Raw genomic sequence first — 24,110 nt, forward strand, 5'->3', positions numbered from 1 at the left:
GTTCTTGTTGCTTTGAGGCTTGTATTCCACGTAATAGCCCTTATGTGTAACTTGATACGGTCGGTGTGCAAGCGGATTGTTATGCAGCGCTTTTCCCAAATGCTTTACGGAAAATGATCTTGTCATCTCCTGCTTTGTAGAACTCCCGAATCCGAGCTTCCTCGTCATAACCATTCTTTCGATAAAATGATCGGACATATTCAAAGCTCTCAAGACCGGACGTTTCCACTAACAGCACACGTTCACCGCGATCTGCTAGTACTTGTTCAACATGACGAAGCAAGATACCACCACGTCCAAGTCTTTGACGATCAGGGTGAATAGCAATCAAATAGAGATTCCATGTCCCTTGAGTCATTCGTTCCGGCGCAACATACGCCACGCCTACTACCCCATTATCGTCGTCGGTAAACCACAAATCTTGACTCTCCAGTTCGCTATTGAAGTGTTGCTCCAGCATTTGGGCGAGTTCCTCGGTTTGATTTGGCTCGAATAACCCAGACGCTTCCGCCAAAGCGATCAAGCTAGGTGTGTCACTGCGCGTAATCAGTCGAATCATAGGTTTTTGGTTAAGGAATACTCAGCACAAATCATTGATAGCTGAATTTATTAAGTTGCAGACAGGTATAAATTAACCTCTCATCAAGAATTTTAGCGGTATAACGTTCCGCTTCACCCGATGCTAGCAACCTCTCGGACTCAACCAAGCATCTGTCAACAGTCGGGTGCAAGCGGGTTGTTCTGCCACTGGCAACTACTTTCAGGCTTTCCTAAACAGTTTAGATACAACTCCTTTCAGAATATATGGTAGTAGCTTCGGAGCGGGTAAGAAAACAATCCCTAACTGCTGCATCAATCCGAGTGCATCGCCTTGCCCCCAATGCTCCACGATCTTTCCCGACTCGACTCGATCGATGTGCATGATCGACAAATTGATTTGTTTACCTGTTGGCGGAAGACCTTGAAATTCTCCAAGATGTGTGGCTGTGAATCTTCCATACGTTACAACCCTATCGCCTGAAACAATAACCTCATCAAAAATGTGTTGTCCCTGACCGAAAGCTAAATAAAACGACATCCCAAACTGCTTAAACCCTACCTCGTCCAATGGCTCTGCTATACCCGCTAGATGAGCAACAAAGTTTGGAGCCAAAAGCTCTAAGGCTTGCTCCATTTTGCGATCGTCAAAAGCTTTGTAGAACTGGAGAACGAGGGCTTTGTTTTGTTCAGTCAGCATACAGAATTTCGTTTTGAACTAGATTATAACGCGGTGATTACGAGAACTTAACCGGGCAGAAAGCCGACTTGAAAACACTACCTCAGCGATCACCTTCAAAACACCTGGCTTTATGCAGCATTACACATTTGAGCCATTACGTGTAATAGCTGCCTATATATATTGATCTGGCGTGATAGCTTTTTTGGCATTGAGCCGACAATCGGGTAATTTCCATTTATTTCTCCATCTGGTCATTGATTGCTATCACTTTCAAGACTGCACTCCCATGCAATCACGTCAAATCTCGCCACTGTTTCAAATACGGGAATATGCTAATTGCTATTGGCGAGATTTACTCTGTCGCAGTTTGGCGAGAATCAAAACAGCTTGTCAACGTACTCTTGTAGGTCACTGCGTTTAACTCGCCAACCCTTGCCAATTACTTTGGCTTTTAACTCACCTTTGTTAATTGCGTCTCGCAGGAATTCTCTAGACAATCCAGTTAAAGCTTGTGCCTCTGCAATAGTCAGTAGCAGCTTATCAGCAATCGGCACTACTGGCTGATTGTCGCCTCTGCCCAGCAAGCCTTCAATGATTGAGGATAACTTGTCAATTACCCCAATCTCGCCAAATTCCGCAATCTCGCCAGACTGACGCATTAATTTACCTATCTGTTGCTCTGGCTCTGTCGTAATTTGGCGAGTTTCAAAGGCAGGTTTTACGGTCGGTTGGTTCAGTTCTTCCTTAAATGCTTCCAGTTCGGTTTGATCAAAGTTGGCAGTCGGGCGAGTTTTCCCTTTCTCGTACTTGACGCTGATTCGCCCCTGTTGAACGTAGCGCTCTAAAGCCCTAACACTGACACCCAAGTAATCTGCTGCTGACTGCTTATTCATAAATCTCGCCAAATATCGTAACTCGCCAAAATCCTATCAGTGATTGGCGAGTTTTGGCGAGATTGAGAAAGAGCAACCATTATTCCTCATCTGTGCCTATGCTATTTTTACCCTAAAGTATAAGACTAGGTGCTATACTTTAACCGAAGAGACTAGAAAATGAAAATTTACAAAAACCGTACTTTTGACCGTTGGGCGCGAAAGGAAGGCTTAAACAATCTTAGTCTCTGTAACGCTGTAAACGAAATGGCAGCAGGGCTTTATGATGTTGACCTGGGAGGTGGACTGTTTAAAAAACGCATAGCAAAACCAGGGAAAGGTAAGAGTGGTGGATTTCGGACACTAATAGCTACTAATAATGAAGATCGTTGGTTTTTTATTTTTGGCTTTTCAAAAAACGAACGCAGCAACATTGACAAAGATGAAGAAGAAGCTCTGAAAATGTTATCCAAGCAATTACTTGCTTATACACCAGAAGAACTTGAGCAAGCAAAAAATAGTAATGCGTTAATAGAGGTGATTTGTAATGCGTCAGAAGAAATCAGCAATTCTTGAAGCAGTTCATGAGACAGCAGAAGACTTACACAAAGCTGGGCTAATGAATCAAACTACATTGCGCGAATTTGAACACCTATGCCTACCTCCTATTGAGCCTCTAGAACCATTACAAATTAAAGAAATACGGGAATCATCTCAAGTTAGTCAAGCTGTTTTTGCACGTATTTTGAATATAAGTACTTCAACAGTTCAAAAATGGGAAATAGGACAAAAGCGACCTAGTGGAGCATCTCTTAAGCTACTGCACTTGATAAAGAATCGTGGCTTAAACAGTGTGCTTTATTAAAATTGACGTGAGAACCTCATTTACCACCAACTGTCATCTAAAAGGTCATAAAAAATTAGTGAAGGCGATCGCTGACAGAGGGCGGGTACGCCATCGCGCTTTGTCGTGCTGCTTCCTCCCTGCCCCCTAATTGCCGATGTCGTCAAACTACTATTTCCCGACTTGATAAAAATCAAGTGAGGGTACAAAGAATGAGGGTGATTGTAAAAGTAAATACTAACTTCCTTAATTCACACCCAATTTCTCAGTCTAAAGGAATAAGACTCAGGGTAGAGAAACTTGATTTAATAAATTGTTTTGCTAATTTACAAACAATTAATAGTGCCCACTAGGTAGCTAGTTAGCGCTAGCCACTAGTAGGACTTCCTCCGTAATTGAGTTGGCAACTAAGGAGGCCAATTTATCGTGGCAGAAAGTTATTGTGATGCGTATCTTGAAGATGATATAGATATCTTCAAAGGAATGAAAATTCTTGTAGTAGATGATACAAACGATTTTCTGCTCTTGACTACCTATATTCTTGAAAGCTATGGATTTCGGGTGATGACGGCATCCAATGCTTCAACAGCATTTGAAGTCCTTAAACAGTTTCGGGTGGATCTTTTAATTAGTGACATTGCTATGCCAGGAGAAGACGGGTATTTTTTGATACGGAAACTCAGAAAACTTCCGCAGTTCAAAACTAGAGAAATTCCAGCGATTGCTTTTAGTGGTTGTGCTGAAGGCAAGACGCGCTTAAAAGCTTTGGCATCTGGGTTTCAAACTTATCTTCAAAAGCCTTCAACCGCTACAGAGTTAATAACAGAAGTTGCAAAACTGCTACTAATAGAGTCTAAAAAAACTCCGATGTTTTTGGGCAAATACTAATAGTCAAATTGGCTTTGGGGCAGTTTGACGGTCACAAACCAATAATTTTTTCTTACTTCTACAACTTCTACGAACTGCTCAAAATTAACTACTATAAGAGCGATGGTTTTGTTAAGTCACGCTATTGCCCAAAGTCCAGTGCCTTCATGCAATCGCATTCTAGGTGAGCTTCATAAAACCATTGCTCTTATGTCCTATATTACATAACTGTTATTTTTCAGACCAATTAACAGTTAAGCTACCTGTATTATCGTAATACAAGTTCTTTTGATCGTTCATTAAAAACCATAAGGTTCCACCAGCAGGAACACTTAACTCATTTTGTATTCCTACTTGATAAGCAGTATTCCAGTCTTTGTTATTAGCTATCAGGGTAAATGGTGTGTAGTCGGGAAATTGCAAGTTCTCTAATAGCTCGCCTGGGAGACCTTCAGGGCCTGTGATGGGATTAGCAGGGCCTGATTGCCACTGTCCATCAGCCTCAAAATGAATTTGAACTTCCGTGTTAGTTTCATTTTTAAAAGGCACGCCTTCGGCAGTATTAGCAGGAACGTTAAAAGATCCCTTCGTTTTGTCATTAGTAACAGAATCGCCGGACAAAGTTGTTCTGATCATGCAGCTTTTCCAAAACAATTTAATTAACATTTATAGACATTTATAAACTTGATTTAATTAGCCTTTAGTTAGATTAACTAAATCAACCTTTGGTTGTACGAATTTATTTGTTCTTTTAGATAATAATTTTCTCGATATATTACAAATCACCCCAATCAAAATTCAAAAAACGTCGAGCATTCAGCTTGGTATATTTTTCAGTGTGTTTGATATCGCGGTGTCCCAGGAAGTCTTGTATTTCTCTGGTGTTGTAACCCTGATTCACCAGATAGTAGCCGCAGGCATGGCGCATCATGTGACAGTGAACTTTGATATCAAGCCCAGCCTGTGCTGCCAGTCGCCCAAGCAGCTTTCGCACTGCATCAGTGGACATCACCTCACCACGCTCAGAAACGAAAATATATTTGCTATCGGGCAACATCTCTCTGAGTTGTTTGAGCAAAACCAATTCATCATCTCTCAAGGGATGCACCCCTGAATCACTGCCCTTTTCCCTGGTGATGAAAATCTGACGTTCGGCCCACATCAGGGCATCCCACCTTAAGCCGCACTTAGCCCCTACAGCTTCCCCCACCCTCAGACCGTGGCGGAACATCATCAGCATCAGTGTATAATCACGGTGAGAATAACGAGCTTTGCGCTCAAGTGCGGCATCGAGCAGCGATCGCACTTCGCTTGGTGTAAGGTATTCTCTAGACCTATAATGCTTGTTAGGTAGACGAGTTGGGGGTGGCGGCCTCATTTATTCTCGCTGGTAGTGTCCGGTGTACGCGTTATATTATGGACAGTCTACTACGCTACGATCCCCATTACTCCGTTGAGAGTCGCGTCACTCAAGAGTTATTGCGAACTGTTATCAATTAATAAATACGTCTGCTTTTTCGATAAGAAGCACACCGTCAACTGCTGGCTCTCAAAAATGAACTTATATGAGTTAGGAACGCTTCAACGAGAGTCCTCGAAACGCAAAAAACACGGCTAGTACAATACAAAGACCCACACAAAGCCATACCGACACAAATGACAAAACCAAAGCAGTCAAATACAATGGCGATCCAAAACGGTACTGTTTTGTGATTTCCAAAACATCTTCTTGTTTTGCTCCTTGAGCCAGTAACCTTCCACCCTGCGATGCGTGTCTCCATAGTCCGTAAAATGCAATTGCAATTGCCAAAAACGTTCCTGCATAAATGCCAGCCGCAACTTTTGCCTCTGGATGAAGCAGGTACTCCGCCAGCACTGCTGTAGGAAACGGCACAAAGGTAACAAATAGCAGCAGAAGTCCGTTCCAATAGAGAAAGACATGATCGGTGCGTCGAACTAAGCTAAAAATCCGATGGTGATTCACCCACATAACAAGAATTGTGGCAAAGCTTGTCAGAAACGCCAGATAACTCGGATAGAGAGACAGTAAAGCTGACACTAAACCAGAGGTTTCTACGGTGCTGTGGTTCGGGACTTTTATTTCCAACACTAATAGTGTGACTTGAAACATAAAATGGCAGTTATTGCCGCTTTATGCTTCATAAACAAGGTGGACAACATATACTTCAGTTTTCATATATGAGTAATTTATTTGGTAATGATTATCGTGCAAAGGAGAGAAGAGGTTATTTGCGCGTCGCGCAACTACCCTCTTCTTCATGATTATCATTTTTACTTAGTTAAAGCCGTAGTAGGCGATCGCATAAGTGGCAACAGAGCGATCGCTGCGATATAAATATCAGCGTCAACTCAAATATAAATAAAAATATGCTTTTGAAGCATATCATGGCCACTTTGAACCATATCTGAGTACAAAAGTTCAAAACTTAGACTGAAATTGGAGTGTTTGAATACTCGTTTTTTGAATAATGCCAGAATTAAACTTTTGGTCGCATTATGATGCAAATTTTGAACTTGCGGTCATTATTTGATTCACAAGATGAAATGTTGATTGTTTGAAAACCCTGAAATTACGTTAACTTTTGGTCAAGTTATGATTCATTTTTTGGTCAATTTATGGGTAAAAGCACAAATAGCGTGATCGCGATCGCAAAGACTCCATCGCTAAATGCTTCGATGCGTCCGGTTTCCTTTTCATCTGGCGTTTCCATCATGCCTGATACTCTCTGTAGGTAATGCTTCTTAAAGTATCGGGCTATTTCTGAACGGCTGTAAATCCGCCATCAACTACCAAGTTATGTCCAGTTACAAATGCAGCACCATCGGAACACAGCCAAACGACTGCCGAGGCAATATCTTCTGGTGCCCCAATCCGTTGTAACGGAATACCTGCTGCAACTTGATCCAACATTTCGGGGGGAGCAGCTGCCCATAGATCCGTTTTCACAGCACCCGGACTAATCGTGTTAATCCGAATTCGATCCGCAGAGTACTCAGCCGCAGCCGCACGGGAGAGGGCAATTACACCTGCTTTGGCAGCCCCATAAGCTCCGTAATTAGCAACACCAACCAATGCCCCCTGAGAAGAGATGTTGACGATCACTCCACCTCCTGATTGCTGCATCGCAGGAATTTCGTACTTCATTGATAGCCAAACTGATTTGAGATTGGCATTAATCTCAAGATCCCAATCTGCTTCAGATAAGTCAGCAATTTTGCCAGAAGTTCCCGAACCAGCATTGTTAAATGCATAGTCGAGGCAACCGTAAGTTTCGATTGTTTTTTTTACCATCGCTTCAATATCAACTGCTTGCGTGACATCGGCTTTGACAAACACTGCCTCACTGCCTGCTTCATGGATCAAATGAACGGTTTCCTCTCCCTGAGCCTCACGACGGGCAACGACAACTACTTTTGCTCCTGCTTTGCCAAAAGCTAGAGCAGTTGCACGACCAATCCCAGAACTCGCACCAGTAACAATCGCAACCTTTCCTGCCATTAAACTCATGACTGTTGCTCCTTAATCAACTTTGCAATCTTACCGCTCTTATGCCAAGCTTTAGCCGAGAATTACTAATGTCAAGAAGACCGCGTAAAGCCCTCAAACCTTCATTTTCCTTTCTTTGCGTGGGACATTAAACCAATCATCATCATTGGTTTACTTTTTTGTGTTTATTAGCTCAGACGAACGAGTGTTAATTTAAGTTAGCCGCAGATAAAATGCACTATGGCAACCCCTAAAAGCTGTGCCTGAATCTCGGTTAGTCCACACTTAGCTAATCGTTGTCCAATCGCTCTTAATACGGGCGGGTACACTATCGCGCTTTCCTCCCGCCTGGGTTGGGCTAAGTCTACTCACTTTTCCCCTTTAAATAAGTAAAGCGAATAGATTGTATCAACTTTACAAAAGCGAGATAGTTGATGAAAAATTGTAAAGCATTGTAAAGTGTATTCACAGGCAAAAACGAAATTGCCTGATTCATAAATAACTAACCGCAATCATAAAACCATGACAGCAACCTTACAACAGCGCTCAAGCGCCAACGTATGGGATCGATTCTGTGAGTGGATTACCAGCACCAACAACCGCATCTACATCGGTTGGTTCGGCGTAGTAATGATCCCCACCTTGCTAGCGGCCACCGCTTGCTTCGTAATCGCTTTCATCGCCGCTCCTCCAGTAGACATCGATGGTATCCGTGAACCAGTAGCAGGTTCCTTGATCTACGGAAACAACATCATCTCTGGTGCAGTTGTTCCTTCCTCCAACGCTATCGGCTTGCACTTCTACCCAATTTGGGAAGCAGCTTCCTTAGATGAGTGGTTGTACAACGGCGGCCCTTACCAATTGGTAATTTTCCACTTCCTGATTGGCGTATTCTGCTACTTAGGTCGTGAATGGGAACTATCTTACCGCTTAGGTATGCGTCCTTGGATTGCTATTGCATATTCTGCTCCAGTCGCAGCAGCAACCGCAGTCTTCTTGGTATATCCCATCGGACAAGGATCATTTAGCGATGGTATGCCTTTAGGTATCTCAGGAACATTCAACTTCATGATCGTGTTCCAAGCAGAACACAACATCTTGATGCACCCCTTCCACCAACTAGGTGTAGCAGGTGTATTCGGCGGAAGCTTGTTCTCTGCAATGCACGGTTCACTAGTAACCTCATCTTTGGTTCGTGAAACAACTGAAACCGAGTCACAAAACTACGGTTACAAATTCGGTCAAGAAGAAGAAACCTACAACATCGTTGCAGCTCACGGCTACTTCGGTCGTCTAATCTTCCAATACGCTTCTTTCAACAACAGCCGTTCACTGCACTTCTTCTTAGCAGCATGGCCTGTAATCGGTATCTGGTTCACCGCCTTGGGTGTAAGCACAATGGCGTTCAACTTGAACGGTTTCAACTTCAACCAATCAATCATTGACTCTGAAGGTCGTGTGATTGCAACTTGGGCGGATGTAATCAACCGCGCTAACCTGGGTATGGAAGTAATGCACGAGCGCAACGCTCACAACTTCCCCTTAGATTTGGCTGCTGGTGATGTTGCTCCTGTTGCTCTTACCGCTCCTGCTATCAACGGTTAATTAGCAATAACGTCAAATAAAATGAAAGGCGCTCTTCAATTTGGGGGCGCTTTTTAGTGTCACTATTTGTCTGCTTCTCCTTCAACCAAAGGGGGCTTTTTTTTCAGGATTGGTTTAAGTGGAGGATTGCTACTACCAAGATTATGCTTTTTAGATGGTCGCTGCACTCTGGGTTTGGCCTTTTTCGCTGCAAGTTGCACTGTGGCTTTATCCTCCTTTGACGCTTTGAGAAATCTGGGTGCAGCTTCTTGTGGTAGCGCAGTCAGTGCAACAAAACCGAAGACATCACGCCCCGGCAGAAATTTGGCCTTGATTGTGACAAAGGCTGCGCGTCCTTGCTCCTCTTTAGCCACCTTGGGATTAAATCTGAAGGGTCGAACGGGTGCATCCTTCCAGAGCAAGGGTATATGACTAGCCTTCATGAATTTCACCTTTCGGGCAGGTTCGGCCTGCTTAATAAATTCGAGTCTTTCATCAGAGAAATTTCGGAACACGGAGATACAGGGAGTAGAGCAGACAGGAATAAACTGCCATAATCCTGATAACTTAAACTCCAGGTCTTCTAATTCTCCTGAAACGGCATCTAGTTTTCGCCCTCTGTCAAAGCCCACTAACTGAAAAGCGATGCGATGCGGTTGCTCTCTGCGTGGAAAGTGAATTGCCTTTGGATAAACAACCAAACGCTGATTATGGTTGCCAGTATTTTCTATTTCCTTCTTGAGAGCGTTTAATACATCCCATTGTCGCTTCGAGTAGTAAAGTGGGTATTCATAGCTACCGATAGTAACAGTGCTTTGTCCATCAGTAGTAAAGTTGATCGACCCAGTAATTACCCCAACAGCTTGAAATATTGCTGCTGTCGATTCAATTTCTGTTGATGTTGGCGTATCAACATTTACTTGCTCTTCATCCGATGGAGTTTCAACTGTCGGTACTGCTTGGGTTGACTCAAGCGAGGTAAGTTCAGCAGATGCCATGATTATTGTTCTTTGATTGTTAATAGGGGAGAAATCGCAATCTAATTCAATCTTAATTGTCTATCGACTGTCTACATGACTGGCGGCATTGTCGATGCTGCCAAATTCCCTAATCGGGTTTTACATCGGTGACAATAACTGTTAACTGATTTAACACCCTAATGCAGAAATTTTATCCAATCACTCCTGAAGATTTCTAATTGACAGACTTTACCTTTAAAGCCTCGATAGTCAATTGTTGCGCTACAGAAATAAGTTTCCATTAATTGAACGCTCTTAATGATTCCGACTTGCCACTTGCGAACACTGTCGTTGAAAAATTCAACTTTATCCCCAACTTTCAATTCCGGGCGAGATAATTCGCTTTCTCGTGTATTTATCAATTCACCATCTTGTCGAGGAGAAAACCCAATCACAGCAGGGCTGTCCAGGCTGTCCACTCCGTTTTCAGCAAGATTTACTTCTTGGACAGCCTCAAACCCAGTCACAGCAAGGCTGTCCAGGTTGTCCCCAAAGTCTAGGGGGACTGAAGGGTTATCAGTTAAATTGACAAATTGATTAACTCCACTTTCAGAATTTTCTTCATCTTTTTTTTGCAATGCTAATTCTTGGGGGAGGACAATTGGACAGGGTGGACAGCCCTGCTGTGTAAGGGTTTCAGCCTGTCCAGGGTCAAATTCCGGGGTATTTAGTGGGTGGACAGGGTGGACAGGTAAGCTGTGTAAAGGTTCTGGCGTTTTTATCGGGTGAAAAAACTCCTCAAATTCCTCTATTCCCCCTTCAAGGCATTTATCTTTAAAGCAATACCAAAATTCCGCCCTGGATTGTGAGCTATCCGGTGGCCCCTCCGGTACTTTCATTTCAAATACCCCAGCCAGTGGTTCAATGAATGCAAAGTGGGACTGAATTCTTTCACGCTTTCCATTGACCGTGGGTGTCCAGCTACGTTCCTTGAAGTTGTGGGGCAAGACTGTTTTTAAATGGCTAATAAATTTGGACATCCCCAAAGGAGCATAACCATGTTCCCGGCAGTAAAGTACATACCAACTGTGTAAACGACTTTGTGGGATAAATGTTGCATTCGTTGAAGGGCGTAAGCACAAATCCACAAAAGATTTGGTCGAGTCCCCGTACAAAGATGCCTCTAGCGCCAGATTCTTTGCCCGATCCGAACTTGGTGGCGATAACAAAATGCGATCGCGTTCTGCTCGTGGCATTGCTAAAGCCCAAGAAATTATGTCCGACTTGACCTCTTGTAGCTTCAGCCACAAGGTTGGGTCAGGGGTTATATCTCGGTTTTTTACTGGGATTGGGTAAGCTCGACGCATCCAGCCGTCGCCAGCATTTTCGATTTGTAGATGACTTACAGAGGCAATCCAAAACCGAATGTACCACTGGATTGAATAAGCCACTGGATTGAATAAAGCGCGTCCGCTCATTGGCCCATTGTCAACTAATTCGTAAAAAGCTCGGACTCCTTCGGCATAACCTCCTACGTCGGGGAATCCAAATATCCGCTTTCCACTTAAATATTGATGCCGTCCTTCAGGTGTAGAAATATCCGCAAAATGTGTGGCGCTACTAGAGCCGGACTCGCCAAATAAACTACTCCAAAACCTTCCCAATGTCCCCTTGCCCCCACCGGATAAGCCAATTAAGTGGGGAAACCGACCATAGGGGGCAGTTGGGTCTAAAAACATACTTGTGAATGCGCGAATCACTTCAACCAATTCTGACCCAAAGCTCTCATTTAGAAATTTCAGAAAAACTTCTGGGCATGGTTTGTTGGCCTCGTAATCGTGGGGAATAATATTAGTGAGGTAAAAATCTTTGCGATGAGGCATTTGTTCACCAGTTCGCAAATCAACGACACAATTGTTAAACCCTAATAAATGAGTATTGGTTGGCAGTGGTTCTGCTGGTTCTAAGCGACTGCGGCAATATTTAAAGGCAGATTCCTTGTGTGCGTTAGTTTCGTAAGGCTTGGTTATTCTCCAGCCAAATGTCTTTGTGTAAGAGAGCTTGTAAGCAGATTCTCCAGCGTCAGCGAGGAGCTTGTAAGCTTTATTATCATCTTGGTGTTGCCATTGCTTATTCTCTTGTGACCACTTGTAAAAGGATGAATTCAGTACCATCCATTCAGTTTGAGGAAAGATTTTTCGGTAAGCCCAGCCATCAAAAGTACCCGCCGTTACGCAGTTAGAGTAGGGTAAATTCATGGCAGTGCATACAGGCAAGTAAAATGCCTCTGGGTCTGCTGGATCAATATCTATTTTGGAATTAGATAAGTCCGTAACTTCTTTTTCAATAGTTTCGGATTCTGCCAACTCCAGATTACGCTGCGCTACTGCTGCGTGAATCTCCTGCTCTAACCGACGGATAAATTCTGGTGTTTCCATCTGCCCCAAAATTTCTTTGATGTCACTTGATTTATATGGTAAATCGGGGCAGATACTATTGGGGCTAATTCCAATAAATGCAATTCCTACTTCGGCTGCACATTCAGAACACGTCTGGAGTTTTTTCAAGCCAGTGTCATCGGGGTCATGCAGAAAAACGATTAATCCTATGCCTGCTTCAATTGCGCGTTGATATTCGAGTGTGATAGTCTTTTTATCCCATCCACTGCCTTGAAACGTAATCCCAGCAAGACCATGTGAGCGACCAACTTCTACGCATCCCTCGCCTTCATGCTGGAGTAGTGCCGGGGTTCCATTCACAGATTTACTAGCAGCGATCGCTTCATCAATGCGATATGCTCCCCAAGGCAAATCGCCTTTTTTCATTTGGGGTGTGCCATCAAGTCGCCTATGCCATTGCCGAAAGGTCTTGCTGTAACCTTTCTCCTTATTGTCATCTGGCCACTGGTAGCGAACCACCCATTGCGACTCTGAGTAAGGATAAATTGTTTCGGTGGCACTGCCCTCAACATCTTTTGGTGGTCTACTCGTTAACTTTTGAGGTTGGGGAATATCGGTTACAGTATCCGTCAACATCACCAAACCTAATTCACCATCTGGAATTGGCGCACTTTTGGGCAAGATTCTCTTGGGTTTGGCAGCATTTTGGTTTAGAGATGGAGTGTAATTAGTCCCTGCTCTTTCTGCCACCACTTCAGCCCAAGGTTTGATCGCCTCTCTGATGTCCTTACACTCACAATTATTGAAGCATCTGTACTTCCCGGTTTCTGGGACAATAGATAAGTCATTCCCGCCACAAACTGGGCAGATGTATTTATTTTTCTCTCTGGCTGGTTCTAACTGGTCTACAAAATTGCGAATATCAAAGGAGGCGAGTGCTTTCTGATTGGAGAATTGTGCAACCATTACGCGATACCTCCTTGAACATTATTTAATTTTTGACAATTGCTTAATACATAAGTTGGCGATTGTTCCGGTTGAGCCAGTGCATAGTTAGGCTGATGAAAGCGATCGCAAACTGTAAATTCTCCTATTGAGTAGCACCAGTCTGGTTTACCGCAGTGGGGGCAAGCGTTACCAATAGTTGCGAATAGCAGCTTGCTGGTAGTATCAGTATGAAATAGCTGTTTTTTTGACACTTTACAAATCCTCCATTATGTGTGTTGGAGGAATTGGAGCTATCCCGTGGCAGTAATCTTCTAGTACAAACGTTCAAAAATCACGCTTTGCTAAAATTCCTGAAACGCTGTTGACATCTGGTGAGCCAGTATTACATTGGCTTTACACCTTATCGTGTAAGATAAAATTACTATTAGGGATACTAATTAGGCTGCGAAACCCAATCCCCAATTCCAAGTGAATAAACTTAGAAAGCCCCGTGTCCTAGCAGGAACCGGGGTTTTCGCCATTTATTCTATTCATATTTGCCTAACCAATTTCTGACAAACTCGGTTACTTCCTCCTCTGGAATTACAAATGCACTACCTTTTCTCTTGAGAACTAGAACTTTCATGTTTCCTATCTCCGTATAAAGATGTTCATTATGATTTGGGGATGCCTTTGTCGGAGGCCATAAAACCAAAACTCTTGCTGTGGGTGTCTTTTGCGCTTCACGCGAAGACATCCCAAATATTGCTCTATTCTTGTCAAGCCAGCTTTTGTAATCTCCCAGTTCAACTAGAGGGCAAGGTTCCCAAGTTCCTAAGCGATTCTTTTTTCTTCTCACCTGCAAAACCTCTTTGGCTTCGTTGTAGACAATCAAGCTGTCTCCTTTCGATCTGATGGAGATAAACAGGTGAGTTTTCCCAGGAAACCTAATAAATAAGTCTACAGGGTTCTTGTCTTGTATTTTCAGTACCGGAAAGACTTGTATACCAAAACTATTAAACTCTTGCAAAAGTAGGGTTATTATTTTTTCCAGCCGCACAAGTTTTTGAACTCGTACTAACGGCTTGTAAGCCAATGCAAAAGCAAGCCAGCCAAAGGGATTAATGAAGCTGCCTGTACCAAGTGCAACACCACCAGTCACTAGAGCCAGAGCCGATTCATGGTCTATCGCCTCCCTAATCCACTCTAACGCCGCTTCGTTATGCGGCGGAAGTTGAAAATCGGTAGGTAGGTCTTTCACGGTAGTCATTGGAGACATCAAAATTAATGATGTGAAATTATACGAACTGTACTGATAGTAATGCTTTACACTACATTTTTGAACTAATAGCCATCTATTAATGTCATGTTTGGCGATCGCTTGCCTCTACTCTTCTGTAAGCAGGAGGATACTTGGACGGAAATTTAGCTCTTATGGCTTGTTCCACAAGAAACGCTACGAGATTAGCTGTGGCTCTACCTTCTTCATCAGCCCATATTTGTAAATCTTCATAAACTGCATCCGGTAAAACAATAGTTGTTCTCTTAGTCATGTCGATGAAAGTTTCTTTATTCATCGATTCTAGCCTCATGTGGTAATTGTCTTTGCTTATTTCATGTTATCGCATTCTACTTTCATGCGATTCTATGCTAGTATAGCATTAAGCAAACCAAAAACAGCCACCCAACAAAGGCAACAGAAGCCAGAAAGTGATGCTACGGCTTGCCCCTAACTGGATATCTGGATTTGTCTAGATTTAGCTAAAAATCAATGCCAAGCCAGAAAAATCAAGACTTTCACCAATCATCGGAACCATGACAGCTATATATTCCAATGCCAAAAACTGGCTAGTTCAAGCAGACTTGTTAGCCAAATCTGGGCTAACTGACCTTATCGCCGGAAAAGACTCAGGTGCAGGGTATGGCAAGGCAATCATCGGTGATTTTTCGATCATGATGCCAGCCGTATACTCACTTGTTCGCAACCGAAACATCATGCACCACGAAACCATCTCAAAAGATGGGGCATGGTTGCGTTATGTAGAAGGAACGCGGCTTGACTTAAAAGATGTTCAATTTTTCTGGGGCAGTGCGGCTCTAGCTCAAAGTGACCACACCTTGCTGCACGAGGATAAGGCGAAAAAAGCAGAACTGGCACTAGAAAGCATCCTTGCAGACTTAGCAGTTCTGAATATTCCCAATGGGATGAAGCTTTCAATTAGTTTGAGCAACCACAACCCAGAACGTTGGGCGACTGAGATTAAGTGCAGAGTTGAAGGGACTCACACCTTTGAGCATCTGCACCCTGTAACTCGTTCCATTGTCACCAAGACAGTTGAAATCGTTGTTACTGGCATTTATCCCGAAGGATTTGGGAGCATTGCCCACTGCTTATTCGGTGAAGCATCCCTGGTACTTGACCCCTCAGAATTAGCGATCGCACTCGATATCGGTTCATCGACTTGGTTGATTACCGTGTTTAACGGGAGTGGCGCAGTGATTGACCGTCACTTGATTGAAGGTGGAGCGGGTGAACTGCATTCGATGATTGCAGAGGCACTAGACAAACGAAACGACCGAGTGAGCTTGCTGTCCAAGGATGTGAAGCACTCGCCCAGCCTCGTTAACCAGGGCATTCTAGAAGGGACTTTCACTTATGGAGGCAACCACCTCACAGGCAAGAAGTTTGAAACCGAGTACAGCCAGTGCCTAGATGAGTGGTGGAGTAACAGGATTGAGAAATTCGCCAACTTTGTGACTGCTGGTAATTACCTTGATAGAGCGAAATACCTTGTCGCCTGGGGTGGGGGTGTTTCCTTGCCAGTGGTGGATCAAAACCTAGCCGGTTTAGGCTTTGTGATTTTGAACAATCCCCAATTTATCAATGCCTTGGGGTTGAAGCTATTAACTCAAATATCAATTGGAGCCTGATCAATGAATTACGAATCTCGGCGTATAACCATCTCCTACTTAGCAGTAATTGAATTGTGCAAGATGTTTGATTTACCCCAGGACGCGCCAACACAAGCATTATCAGCAGGTGTAGAGAAGTTGATTTTTCAACATGGCAATGTCCAAACATCACCCAAAGTTGAAACTTCACTTTCTACACAGCCCAATAAATCGGCACTTAGCGCAATGGTCACTAATTTCAAAGGGGCAGCATGACCAAATCCAGATTTAGAAACACGGTTTTAGGCATTGGTGCAACAGCAGCAGCGATCGCTTTTGGCTATTTCGGAGTGCAGCACTTCGGTAGAAACAATATGTTCACCATCGCCGCAGCCGTGGGTGGTGCAGGGGCCATCAGCTATGTACTGCAAAAGCCGAACCAGCCAGAAGCCCCAGCCGCACCAATCAAAACCCAAAGGAAAGGGAAAAAGTCATGAGCGACCACGACACCCAAAAGACACAGCCAAGCCTAACAACTACCGAAATCATGACCATCATCCTCGGTTGCGAACAGACTCTAAGGTTTGTGCAAGCATCTCCAAATTATCAACAAATCGAAGCCTCCGAGCGGTTCAGCACATCGAATGACTTAAAGATGGGCGATGCAGTCCAAGCCTTGATGGAGATTCACGAAGCAATCCTAAATATCGAGTTCTACTCTCAAGTTTGAGGAACTTATGTTAGAAACGACAGCCTTACAACGTAACCACCTCTATGAATTCCGTGGTCAACAACTGCGCTACAGCCATCGGTCTAATTGTCGAGTCAATGCCCCTTTCATATTCAATGACTCAAAGGGCAGACGAAAAGAACTCAACCAAAACCAAGTACAGCTTGAGGTTTTTGAATTAAATGAGTTTTGTGAGAACTGATGATGAAGCGATTGCACCGACGACCAATCATTGCAATCGCCTCACTAGGGGACGTATCTCTCGCCGCAAAAACGAAAGTACACAAGGATTCTAACAAATGACACTTGATTATAAAAATCCCAACGATTGGGGCAAATCACCTCTGACTGACCGCGCTTTGAGATTAGAGCAATTCAAAACGGAAAATCCTGAAGAATGGGCAGCAAGGATTGAAGCAGATATTGAAGCACTCTCCACGCCAATATTCGAGAGTGAAGATTACCCACCCCTCACAGGAACCGAATTCTTAGCAACTCATGAAACCATTGATGATCATCCATACTCTGCTGCATTTGGTCAATTCTTGGGTAATGGCATTGACCCGGACATTGCAAATATCTTGGCGTTTGGCTGCAACAGATTTGATTTAATCTCTGAAGATTTGGACGACCCCGTAAGGCAATTAGCAGCGAGAATTTATAACCGATTTGAAGATATGGGTTACTGGGATGAAGTGCCCCAAGAGCCGATAAATATCGACTACGACAACATACCTTATTAGGAGAATAAATGGCACGTAATTTTGGAGCAGCAAAACTCAAAAACCATATTCCCAACAATGCCCCCGGTACTTTAGGAGCAATGGGGAGACTGTTTGATGTGTCGGCATCAGAGTTCAACAAAGCCTTACAGGGAGATCAAACGGTAATCACCAAAATTGCAGACATGGCGCGACTGTCTGACACAGCTAAGGCTAATCTACCCAAGGCTTTGGAGGCATATCGGAAGATTATTGAAACAACTGGCGATGTAAATCAAGCCTACGCCGAACTGGTGCAACTAACCCAAAAACACGGAACGCAAACCCTGAAAGCTATCAACACCAGTAAGACAGGAGAGCAGCGTTTCAAAAATGAGATGTCCGAGATGCAGGCGGAACACGTCAACGCCACCACTGCCGAGGCAACCCGTCACGCTCAACGCTCATCCTTGATTCAGATATCTGGGGCCACCGCCGACTTGATGGCGATCGCAAAATATGAGGCTGATTTAATTAAAGCTTCTAACAAGCTGCCTGAGACACAAGACGCGGCGGATAGGGCATACGAAACTGCGGTTACTAGCGCACTGTGGACTAATGGCAGTGAAGCGAAAACCGACCGCATACCAAAGCCCAATTACTCGCGCACTGCTGGCATTAGCCGAGTAGGGCAGTGGTTCCGCAACTTCATGGGCATTTAAGCCATAGGTAAGTTGAAAGCCAGTTGTTAGCAAAAACTCTGGCTTTTTCTGTTTCACCCACGCGAGGTAAACATGAATGAAATTGATTCCCTATTATCGCAGTTCCAAAATGCCAGTGAACAGTCCACACCAATGCTCTGGGGTGAAACTACTTCAGAAAAACCGACCCCAGAGAGCGAAGACGGCGAACGGCTAGAACAGTCTCTTCGTGATGTCTTCAGTAACAAGCAACTGCTAAACAAAGCACTGGCTACATTCCTGGGTGTGTTTACTGCCAATGCTGGAGTCAGCCTACTAACGAGTTTTGGAATTGGGGCGATCGCTTCTGGCACTTTAAGCAGCATTGTACTTGGGCTATTTTTCGCCAACACCCTAACAAAAATTCAATATGACGGGCGAATCCACATTGGTAAAGACTTCATGGTGGCGACTGCCCAGACTGCAAGCGTAGGGGCTTCGTTATGGGTGGCGTTTGATGAATATCGGGCTGTGTCAGGAGCGACCAAGACAGGTAAGACACGGTTCTATTCAGAAGTAAGACAGTACGAAGTTAAGCCCAGTCCCCAGACTGACACCCCTTGGTTAATGATCGGGTTGGCAGCATTAGGGTTGTTGTTGATTGCAGCTATGGCCAGGGGAACAAACCAATGAAACGCAAACAATTTGAAGAATACTTGCGTTCGGGAACAGCCAACAATATTACTGTGGGGGTGCTGGCGGCCATCGGTTTAATTTGTGGGGCAAAGTCATTTACAGGAACTCAAATTAGTTTAGTTGAATATTGCTTCATCCCCGAAAAGCTCACTCATCCAGTTAACCGCCAAAGGTACTGCACTCCCAACAAGCGTTACATAATGCCAGAGTCGGAATTTTATGCTGAAGCTTATGCCCCAGCTAACCCAGAGTTTCAGCGTGATAACTTCCTGCCCACCAAAGCAACCAGATTAAGAATAATCCCCCCAAGCAACCCTGATAAGGCTTTGTGGGGATTAGCTTCAGTGCTATTCGTTGGTGGAGCCTATGGGTTATCCAAAGCTAGGGAATGGCGATTAGTCCAACTAATGCCTTCAGTTAGGGAAGAAATTCGTAGCAATTGGTTAATTTCTAAACTTTGGTCAGGGTTAAGGCTCCATAAGGAAGCATATAGCGCACAGCTAGACTACGAGTTTCACCAATGGTCAGAGAATCGACGGCTAAGAGCAGCACAATTATCAAAGATGACACCGGAAGAATTAGCCATATTTCAAGAGCAAGTCAGGTTAAAGGCAGAAGCCGAAGCACGGGTGCAACTGCAACAGGCAACTGGACAACCAGTCGGCGCATTACCGGGGCAGTCAATGCAGGATATCGCCAGGGGTGACGATAAAGTTACTGGGGAACAACAGCAGACATTAGGACAAAATACTGCTACTAGCCTTGACCCATCAGAAGCTCTTGCCCTGAATACTTTGCAAGCCCTAGCCAGAGCAGATAGTTCCACTGCTTTAGTTGCCGCACCGGGAAGCGGTAAATCAGTCACCCTCAATTATTTGATTGAGAAAATCCTTGCAGATTCCCCCAACGCGGATATTTGGGTAATTAGTGCTAAGAATGATAGTTTCTGTGGTTTGCGAGAGAAAGAAAGGGTAATTGTTTTTGACGGGGAAAACCCAGACCTAGCTAAAGAAGTCATTGACCGCTTTTATCTTAACTACAAACTAAGAAAACAGCTACCAGAATCAAAACGCGAATCCTTACCACCATTGATTCTAATTTTGGATGATTGGTTAGTGATTGCTGACCAATTGAGCAAGCATTACTCCGATTGGAATTATGGGAGTAAATTGCTTGATGTTTTGCTGATTGGTCGAGAGTTTAATACTAAGTTTATTGCTTCTCTACAGTCTTTTAATTTGGCAGCATTGGGCATTGAAAAGATGGATGCTCAAACTCGTATGTGCCTTAACTTACTGCTGTTAGGTAACAGGTATATCAAGAACGGACGGGAGCAAGAATCTTATGGAGTATTGGAACTAATTTTAAATAGAGGTGACATTATCCCAGGTAAGCTTGAGCGGGAGCAAATTAAATCTAAATACTTGCATATTAAAGCAGTCTCTTATCAAAACCTCCGTCCAGTGATGATTGCTTCTGTTGGTGGTTTTGTTGTGGCATTAATGCCCCTTTTATCTAATAAAGTCAACTCCATTGCTTCGGAGCAGGAATATCTAGATAGAGTATTTGACCTGGAATTTAATTTAACTGCTGCTCATAATCTACATTCAAAACCATTATCGGAAGTAGCGAAAAAGATTTATGAATACTTCCAGAATGTGAAGTCTAAAACGCCAAAAACATTACGTGATTTGAAGAAAGCTGACAGGTTGTCTGGCTATTCAGAATCAGAATTAATTGATGGTTTAGCTGAATTAGTAGAGAGGGAGAAGATAAATTGTGACGGCAATGATAACTACTCCCTGCCTGACTGGTGAAGAGAATGCCGTGATGCCGTGGTCATAACAAGGGATGTTTTACAGGCTTTAATGGGTGTCTACGGCATACAGCAGCAATCACGGCAATCCATGCCCTGTATAGGTCGTAGCCTACGGCACTGCTACGGCAGCACGGACACCCACGGCAGAAGCATCAATAATAAGTCCGCCAATAAACAGCCATTTATTATTAGAGGATTATCAACATCATGCTGAGAATAGTAATTGTTGAACCAGAAACATTCACACTCTTAGGCATCAAAAGCGCTATTGAAAAATCTCCAGATATAGAAGTAACTGGTGATGCCACCAGTGGAAAGCTAGGTTTTCAGTTAGTTGAACAGATGAACCCTGATGTTGTGTTAGTTGATTTACTATTACCCGACATGAGTGGTTTAGAATTGACTAGCTCAATCAAAAGGAAAACTAATAGTAAAGTGGTGATTTTTACTAATCAGACTCATTCCGACTTTATTAAGTCAGCTTTCCGCCATCTCCAATTCGCAAGTCGCAATTCGCAATTTCCGTCTCCACTACTTAAGTTAGGGGCTTGAACATTTATCCTACGCATTTTTTATTTGTTCATCAATAAATTGAGTGGTTTATATCTCCAAATGAATTAATTTACAAGTTTGTCTGCAATTGCGAATTGCGAACTGCGAATTGCGAATTGTTCGGTCATGGGGCTGATTCTTATATGCTCAAAAGTGCTGATGTAGAATTGATTGAACTAGCCATCAAAAGAGCTTACTCTGATGAATGCCTGCTTGACCCGAAGCTGGCTAAAAAACTGTTAAAAAACCTTGATAAAAATAGATATATTGACCCTAGTTTTGCTGATAAAAACTTGCTTGACTCTCCCACCGAACGACAAATACAAGTCCTGCGTTTACTGGCTCAGGGTTTAGGTTTTGAACAGATTGCCAGAGAAATGTTTCTCTCTGTTAGTACAGTCAAACATTACGCCAGTGATCTGTACAGTAAATGGCACGTCAAGAACAGTTATGAGGCTATAAAAAGAGGGGCGATGCTCGGTTATATTGACTATAACTTGATTGTGAATGAATGATTTATCGGTGAGGAGACGGAAGGATTAAGTCTGGGATTGAAGCATAAAAACTGGCTGTAACAAAAGATAATCGCTTTAAAACGTTGTAATTACGGAATTTATCGTGGTATATCTGTATCCAAAAAGAAATTTGTATACAGCACCCAGCCATGCCCCAGGACTTCTCCGGTCAAAATCTCAGAGGTCGTTCTTTCAAAGGTCAAAATCTTGAGGGTGCAAACTTTAGCTATGCAGATATTCGAGGTGCAAATTTTACAGGAGCGAATTTACAAGGGGCTAACTTTAGTAAAGCTAAAGCTGGGTTACAGAAACGGTGGGCGATGGTGCTTGTGTTGGTTTCTTGGACGTTAGGAGTAATGTCTGGACTTTTCTCAGGTTTTATTGGATATTTAGTGTCTTTAATATTTAGTTCAGGTTTAGTAAATCAAGTGCCGGGTTGGGTTAGTTTAATTGTAGTCATCGCAACAATAGCAATTATAATTTCCCAAGGGCTTAATGGAACCTTTACCTTCACCGTAGCCGTAGCCGGAGCCATAGCCGGAGCCATAGCCGGAGCCGTAGCATTAGCCATAGCCGGAGCTATAGCCGGAGTCATAGCCGGAGCTATAGCCGGAGTCATAGCCTTTGCCGTAGTCATTGCAGGAGCCGGAGCCATAGCTGTAGCCGTAGCAGTAGCCGGAGCCTTGGCTGGAACCGGAGCCATAGCCATAGCTATAGCCGGAGCCTTGGCTGGAACTCTCGGATTAGCCATAGCTGGAGCCTTTTTCGCAACCATTTCCTTAAGCTTCATCTCCGGCTTTGCCGAAGCCGAAGCCGAAGCCGAAGCCGGAGCCATAGCCATAGCCGGAGCCATAGCCACGATATTTATTTTACTAAGTATCTACATCGCCCACCAAGCAATGAAAGGTTCGGAAAAATATACCTTGATTCGCAGTGCAGCCATCGCCTCTGCTGCTTTTGGCGGTACAAGTTTTAGAAAAGCGAACCTAACTGGTGCTAATTTTTCTCAAGCAGTTCTCAAAAGTACTGACTTTCGCGATGCTAACCTTACCCGCACCTGTTTCCAAAAAACCAAGAAATTAGATCGCGTTCGTCCTGGCAAAACTTACCTTCAATATTACCAATTACAAAAAGTGCTGGTTTCAGGACAGGGACAGGACAAAAATTTTGACCGTTTGGACTTGCGAGGCGTAAATTTCCAAAAAGCCTATTTAAGCGACGCTAGTTTCATCGCCGCAGATTTAAGTAATGCTTCTTTCCAAGATGCTAATTTATCCAGAGCCAAACTGGTGCAAGCTCAACTTGATACTACAGATTTTACAGGTGCTAATCTTACTGGTGCGTACATTGAAGATTGGAATATAACCAGCCAAACTAACTTTACTGGTGTAAGGTGTCAGTACATTTATATGCGTCTTCCTACAATAGACAACCCAGACCCTCATCGCAAACCAGATAATCGTGAAGAAGTTTTTGGAGACGGGGAGTTTGGAGATTTTATCAAACCGATTATTGACACCCTTGACCTTTACCACAGCCAAGGTGTTGACCCCCGTGCGATTGCAATTTCCTTTAAGCAATTAGCAGAGAATCACCCGGAAGCTGACCTGCGAATTGTCGGCATGGAAGTGCGGGGTGAAGATAAGTTTTTACTTCGTGCCAAAACCGCAGCTACAGCTAACAAGTCTGAACTTAGTGCAGAATATTTTGACACTTACAATGAGATAAAAGTCTTGCCAGAGGGAGAAATTAAATTACTTTTAGCAGAAAAAGATAATCAAATCCGCAGATTAGAGAATATGGTAATGACGGCACTTGAGCGTCCTAGTTTTTATTCAAACACCCAAATAGAAAAGGTAAATACAATGACTAATAATCCTGGTGGAATTTCTCAAAATGTAAGTGGTGGTAATGTGTATGGTGGGATGCAAGCAGCACAGGGTAATAATAACGTGCAAACATCAACCACTTATTCTTCATCAGAACAAAAACAAAACCTTGCAGAAGCCGCAGCAGAAATTCAGGCATTGCTAGAGCAATTAAGTCAATCTTATCCTACTGATACAATGTCAGGAAAAATGGCACTGGCAACAGAAGCCACACAACGTATCGAAAATAACCCAACTTTAATGCAGAAAACAATCAGTGCGTTGAAGGCTGGTGGTACGGCGGCTCTAGAACAAGCCCTTAGCCATCCCGCAGCCAGCTTTGTCATTGCTGCGTTAGATGATTGGAATAAAAACAATCAATAAATTATTAAGTTAAATTAGGAACACCAGACCAATTTAGAATAATCAAAAATTGGTTTGGTGTGAAAAAGTATTTTATCTATTGCTATTGAATTTT

At 43.5% G+C, this 24,110-nt stretch carries 32 protein-coding genes; 18 read left to right on the top strand and 14 right to left on the bottom strand.

Annotated elements, in window-relative coordinates; genetic code table 11:
* Positions 1–79: 79 nt before the first annotated feature.
* The 3 genes from ACFFRD_RS05685 to ACFFRD_RS05695 all read right to left on the bottom strand — a co-directional run bounded on the left by ACFFRD_RS05685 (position 80) and on the right by ACFFRD_RS05695 (position 2,112).
* Positions 80–559: a GNAT family N-acetyltransferase gene (locus ACFFRD_RS05685; RefSeq protein ID WP_392477029.1), complete on the bottom strand. Its 480-nt coding sequence runs from the start codon at positions 557–559 to the stop codon at positions 80–82.
* 201 nt (positions 560–760) lie between these two features.
* Complete coding sequence (locus ACFFRD_RS05690) at positions 761–1,237, bottom strand: ester cyclase (RefSeq protein ID WP_392477031.1); 477 nt, start codon at positions 1,235–1,237, stop codon at positions 761–763.
* 359 nt (positions 1,238–1,596) lie between these two features.
* A complete protein-coding gene (locus tag ACFFRD_RS05695; protein ID WP_392477033.1) occupies positions 1,597–2,112 on the bottom strand; it encodes a helix-turn-helix domain-containing protein in 516 nt (171 codons plus the stop codon).
* 159 nt (positions 2,113–2,271) lie between these two features.
* On the opposite strand from ACFFRD_RS05695, the gene ACFFRD_RS05700 reads away from it, so the two are divergent.
* Together ACFFRD_RS05700 and ACFFRD_RS05705 are read left to right on the top strand one after the other, a co-directional pair.
* Complete coding sequence (locus ACFFRD_RS05700) at positions 2,272–2,667, top strand: type II toxin-antitoxin system RelE/ParE family toxin (RefSeq protein ID WP_392477035.1); 396 nt, start codon at positions 2,272–2,274, stop codon at positions 2,665–2,667.
* The gene (locus tag ACFFRD_RS05705; RefSeq protein WP_094345785.1) at positions 2,639–2,956 is read left to right on the top strand and encodes a DNA-binding transcriptional regulator; all 318 of its coding nucleotides are present in this window, start codon (positions 2,639–2,641) and stop codon (positions 2,954–2,956) included. The genes ACFFRD_RS05700 and ACFFRD_RS05705 overlap by 29 nt, the downstream gene beginning before the upstream one ends.
* Before the next feature lie 20 nt (positions 2,957–2,976).
* Here ACFFRD_RS05705 and ACFFRD_RS05710 read toward each other — a convergent pair whose 3' ends face one another.
* Positions 2,977–3,102 carry a hypothetical protein gene (locus tag ACFFRD_RS05710; RefSeq protein ID WP_392477037.1) on the bottom strand — a complete coding sequence of 42 codons (126 nt, stop codon included), beginning with the start codon at positions 3,100–3,102 and terminating at the stop codon, positions 2,977–2,979.
* Between the two features lie 259 nt (positions 3,103–3,361).
* Between ACFFRD_RS05710 and ACFFRD_RS05715 the strand changes: the two genes are divergently transcribed.
* Positions 3,362–3,823, top strand: coding sequence for a response regulator (locus ACFFRD_RS05715; protein ID WP_392477038.1), 462 nt, complete (start codon positions 3,362–3,364; stop codon positions 3,821–3,823).
* Between the two features lie 210 nt (positions 3,824–4,033).
* Here ACFFRD_RS05715 and ACFFRD_RS05720 read toward each other — a convergent pair whose 3' ends face one another.
* From ACFFRD_RS05720 to ACFFRD_RS05730, 3 genes are all read right to left on the bottom strand, one after another.
* Positions 4,034–4,438 carry a hypothetical protein gene (locus ACFFRD_RS05720; RefSeq protein WP_392477040.1) on the bottom strand — a complete coding sequence of 135 codons (405 nt, stop codon included), beginning with the start codon at positions 4,436–4,438 and terminating at the stop codon, positions 4,034–4,036.
* A gap of 139 nt (positions 4,439–4,577) precedes the next feature.
* The gene (locus ACFFRD_RS05725; protein ID WP_392477042.1) at positions 4,578–5,180 is read right to left on the bottom strand and encodes a tyrosine-type recombinase/integrase; all 603 of its coding nucleotides are present in this window, start codon (positions 5,178–5,180) and stop codon (positions 4,578–4,580) included.
* A 192-nt stretch (positions 5,181–5,372) separates the two neighbouring features.
* The gene (locus ACFFRD_RS05730) at positions 5,373–5,933 is read right to left on the bottom strand and encodes a TMEM175 family protein (RefSeq protein WP_392477044.1); all 561 of its coding nucleotides are present in this window, start codon (positions 5,931–5,933) and stop codon (positions 5,373–5,375) included.
* Positions 5,934–6,020: 87 nt separating this feature from the next.
* Here ACFFRD_RS05730 and ACFFRD_RS05735 point away from each other — a divergent pair, with 87 nt between their 5' ends.
* On the top strand, positions 6,021–6,158 hold the full coding sequence (locus tag ACFFRD_RS05735) for a hypothetical protein (protein ID WP_392476237.1): 138 nt from the start codon (positions 6,021–6,023) through the stop codon (positions 6,156–6,158).
* 274 nt (positions 6,159–6,432) lie between these two features.
* On the opposite strand, the gene ACFFRD_RS05740 is transcribed toward ACFFRD_RS05735, so the two are convergent.
* Together ACFFRD_RS05740 and ACFFRD_RS05745 are read right to left on the bottom strand one after the other, a co-directional pair.
* Complete coding sequence (locus ACFFRD_RS05740; protein ID WP_392477046.1) at positions 6,433–6,537, bottom strand: TMEM175 family protein; 105 nt, start codon at positions 6,535–6,537, stop codon at positions 6,433–6,435.
* A gap of 41 nt (positions 6,538–6,578) precedes the next feature.
* The gene (locus tag ACFFRD_RS05745) at positions 6,579–7,331 is read right to left on the bottom strand and encodes a glucose 1-dehydrogenase (protein WP_392477048.1); all 753 of its coding nucleotides are present in this window, start codon (positions 7,329–7,331) and stop codon (positions 6,579–6,581) included.
* 501 nt (positions 7,332–7,832) lie between these two features.
* Here ACFFRD_RS05745 and psbA point away from each other — a divergent pair.
* Positions 7,833–8,915 carry a photosystem II q(b) protein gene (gene psbA / locus ACFFRD_RS05750; RefSeq protein ID WP_392477050.1) on the top strand — a complete coding sequence of 361 codons (1,083 nt, stop codon included), beginning with the start codon at positions 7,833–7,835 and terminating at the stop codon, positions 8,913–8,915.
* 62 nt (positions 8,916–8,977) lie between these two features.
* Here the strand turns inward: psbA and ACFFRD_RS05755 are convergent, their stop codons facing one another.
* From ACFFRD_RS05755 to ACFFRD_RS05775, 5 genes are all read right to left on the bottom strand, one after another.
* Positions 8,978–9,892 carry a hypothetical protein gene (locus ACFFRD_RS05755; RefSeq protein WP_392477052.1) on the bottom strand — a complete coding sequence of 305 codons (915 nt, stop codon included), beginning with the start codon at positions 9,890–9,892 and terminating at the stop codon, positions 8,978–8,980.
* Positions 9,893–10,050: 158 nt separating this feature from the next.
* Entirely contained in the window at positions 10,051–13,218 is a 3,168-nt protein-coding gene (locus ACFFRD_RS05760) for a primase-like DNA-binding domain-containing protein (protein WP_392477054.1), read from the bottom strand.
* The gene (locus tag ACFFRD_RS05765) at positions 13,218–13,451 is read right to left on the bottom strand and encodes a hypothetical protein (RefSeq protein ID WP_392477056.1); all 234 of its coding nucleotides are present in this window, start codon (positions 13,449–13,451) and stop codon (positions 13,218–13,220) included. The genes ACFFRD_RS05760 and ACFFRD_RS05765 overlap by 1 nt, the downstream gene beginning before the upstream one ends.
* Before the next feature lie 275 nt (positions 13,452–13,726).
* Positions 13,727–14,458 (bottom strand): hypothetical protein, encoded by a 732-nt coding sequence (locus tag ACFFRD_RS05770; RefSeq protein WP_392477057.1) that lies wholly within the window; start codon positions 14,456–14,458, stop codon positions 13,727–13,729.
* Positions 14,459–14,543: 85 nt separating this feature from the next.
* Positions 14,544–14,756 (bottom strand): hypothetical protein, encoded by a 213-nt coding sequence (locus ACFFRD_RS05775; protein WP_225893030.1) that lies wholly within the window; start codon positions 14,754–14,756, stop codon positions 14,544–14,546.
* A gap of 238 nt (positions 14,757–14,994) precedes the next feature.
* Between ACFFRD_RS05775 and ACFFRD_RS05780 the strand changes: the two genes are divergently transcribed.
* From ACFFRD_RS05780 to ACFFRD_RS05840, 13 genes are all read left to right on the top strand, one after another.
* Entirely contained in the window at positions 14,995–16,110 is a 1,116-nt protein-coding gene (locus tag ACFFRD_RS05780; protein WP_392477059.1) for a ParM/StbA family protein, read from the top strand.
* Positions 16,111–16,113: 3 nt separating this feature from the next.
* A complete protein-coding gene (locus ACFFRD_RS05785; protein ID WP_392477061.1) occupies positions 16,114–16,347 on the top strand; it encodes a hypothetical protein in 234 nt (77 codons plus the stop codon).
* Positions 16,344–16,568 carry a hypothetical protein gene (locus ACFFRD_RS05790; RefSeq protein WP_392477062.1) on the top strand — a complete coding sequence of 75 codons (225 nt, stop codon included), beginning with the start codon at positions 16,344–16,346 and terminating at the stop codon, positions 16,566–16,568. The genes ACFFRD_RS05785 and ACFFRD_RS05790 overlap by 4 nt, the downstream gene beginning before the upstream one ends.
* Complete coding sequence (locus ACFFRD_RS05795; protein WP_392477064.1) at positions 16,565–16,801, top strand: hypothetical protein; 237 nt, start codon at positions 16,565–16,567, stop codon at positions 16,799–16,801. Before ACFFRD_RS05790 ends, ACFFRD_RS05795 begins: the two co-directional genes overlap by 4 nt.
* A 7-nt stretch (positions 16,802–16,808) precedes the next feature.
* Positions 16,809–17,003 (top strand): hypothetical protein, encoded by a 195-nt coding sequence (locus ACFFRD_RS05800; RefSeq protein WP_392477065.1) that lies wholly within the window; start codon positions 16,809–16,811, stop codon positions 17,001–17,003.
* A gap of 97 nt (positions 17,004–17,100) precedes the next feature.
* A complete protein-coding gene (locus ACFFRD_RS05805; RefSeq protein ID WP_392477067.1) occupies positions 17,101–17,544 on the top strand; it encodes a hypothetical protein in 444 nt (147 codons plus the stop codon).
* 8 nt (positions 17,545–17,552) lie between these two features.
* Positions 17,553–18,224 (top strand): hypothetical protein, encoded by a 672-nt coding sequence (locus tag ACFFRD_RS05810; RefSeq protein WP_392477068.1) that lies wholly within the window; start codon positions 17,553–17,555, stop codon positions 18,222–18,224.
* Between the two features lie 72 nt (positions 18,225–18,296).
* On the top strand, positions 18,297–18,875 hold the full coding sequence (locus tag ACFFRD_RS05815) for a hypothetical protein (protein ID WP_392477069.1): 579 nt from the start codon (positions 18,297–18,299) through the stop codon (positions 18,873–18,875).
* Positions 18,872–20,695, top strand: coding sequence for a hypothetical protein (locus ACFFRD_RS05820; RefSeq protein ID WP_392477071.1), 1,824 nt, complete (start codon positions 18,872–18,874; stop codon positions 20,693–20,695). The genes ACFFRD_RS05815 and ACFFRD_RS05820 overlap by 4 nt, the downstream gene beginning before the upstream one ends.
* A gap of 18 nt (positions 20,696–20,713) precedes the next feature.
* On the top strand, positions 20,714–20,911 hold the full coding sequence (locus ACFFRD_RS05825; RefSeq protein WP_392477073.1) for a hypothetical protein: 198 nt from the start codon (positions 20,714–20,716) through the stop codon (positions 20,909–20,911).
* Positions 20,905–21,249 (top strand): response regulator transcription factor, encoded by a 345-nt coding sequence (locus ACFFRD_RS05830; protein WP_392477075.1) that lies wholly within the window; start codon positions 20,905–20,907, stop codon positions 21,247–21,249. Before ACFFRD_RS05825 ends, ACFFRD_RS05830 begins: the two co-directional genes overlap by 7 nt.
* A gap of 95 nt (positions 21,250–21,344) precedes the next feature.
* Positions 21,345–21,764 (top strand): response regulator transcription factor, encoded by a 420-nt coding sequence (locus tag ACFFRD_RS05835; RefSeq protein WP_392477077.1) that lies wholly within the window; start codon positions 21,345–21,347, stop codon positions 21,762–21,764.
* A 149-nt stretch (positions 21,765–21,913) separates the two neighbouring features.
* Positions 21,914–24,016, top strand: coding sequence for a pentapeptide repeat-containing protein (locus ACFFRD_RS05840; protein ID WP_392477079.1), 2,103 nt, complete (start codon positions 21,914–21,916; stop codon positions 24,014–24,016).
* Positions 24,017–24,110 lie beyond the last annotated feature (94 nt).

It is taken from the genome of Nostoc sp. C110 (genome assembly GCF_043099725.1).
Taxonomy (GTDB): domain Bacteria; phylum Cyanobacteriota; class Cyanobacteriia; order Cyanobacteriales; family Nostocaceae; genus Nostoc; species Nostoc muscorum_A.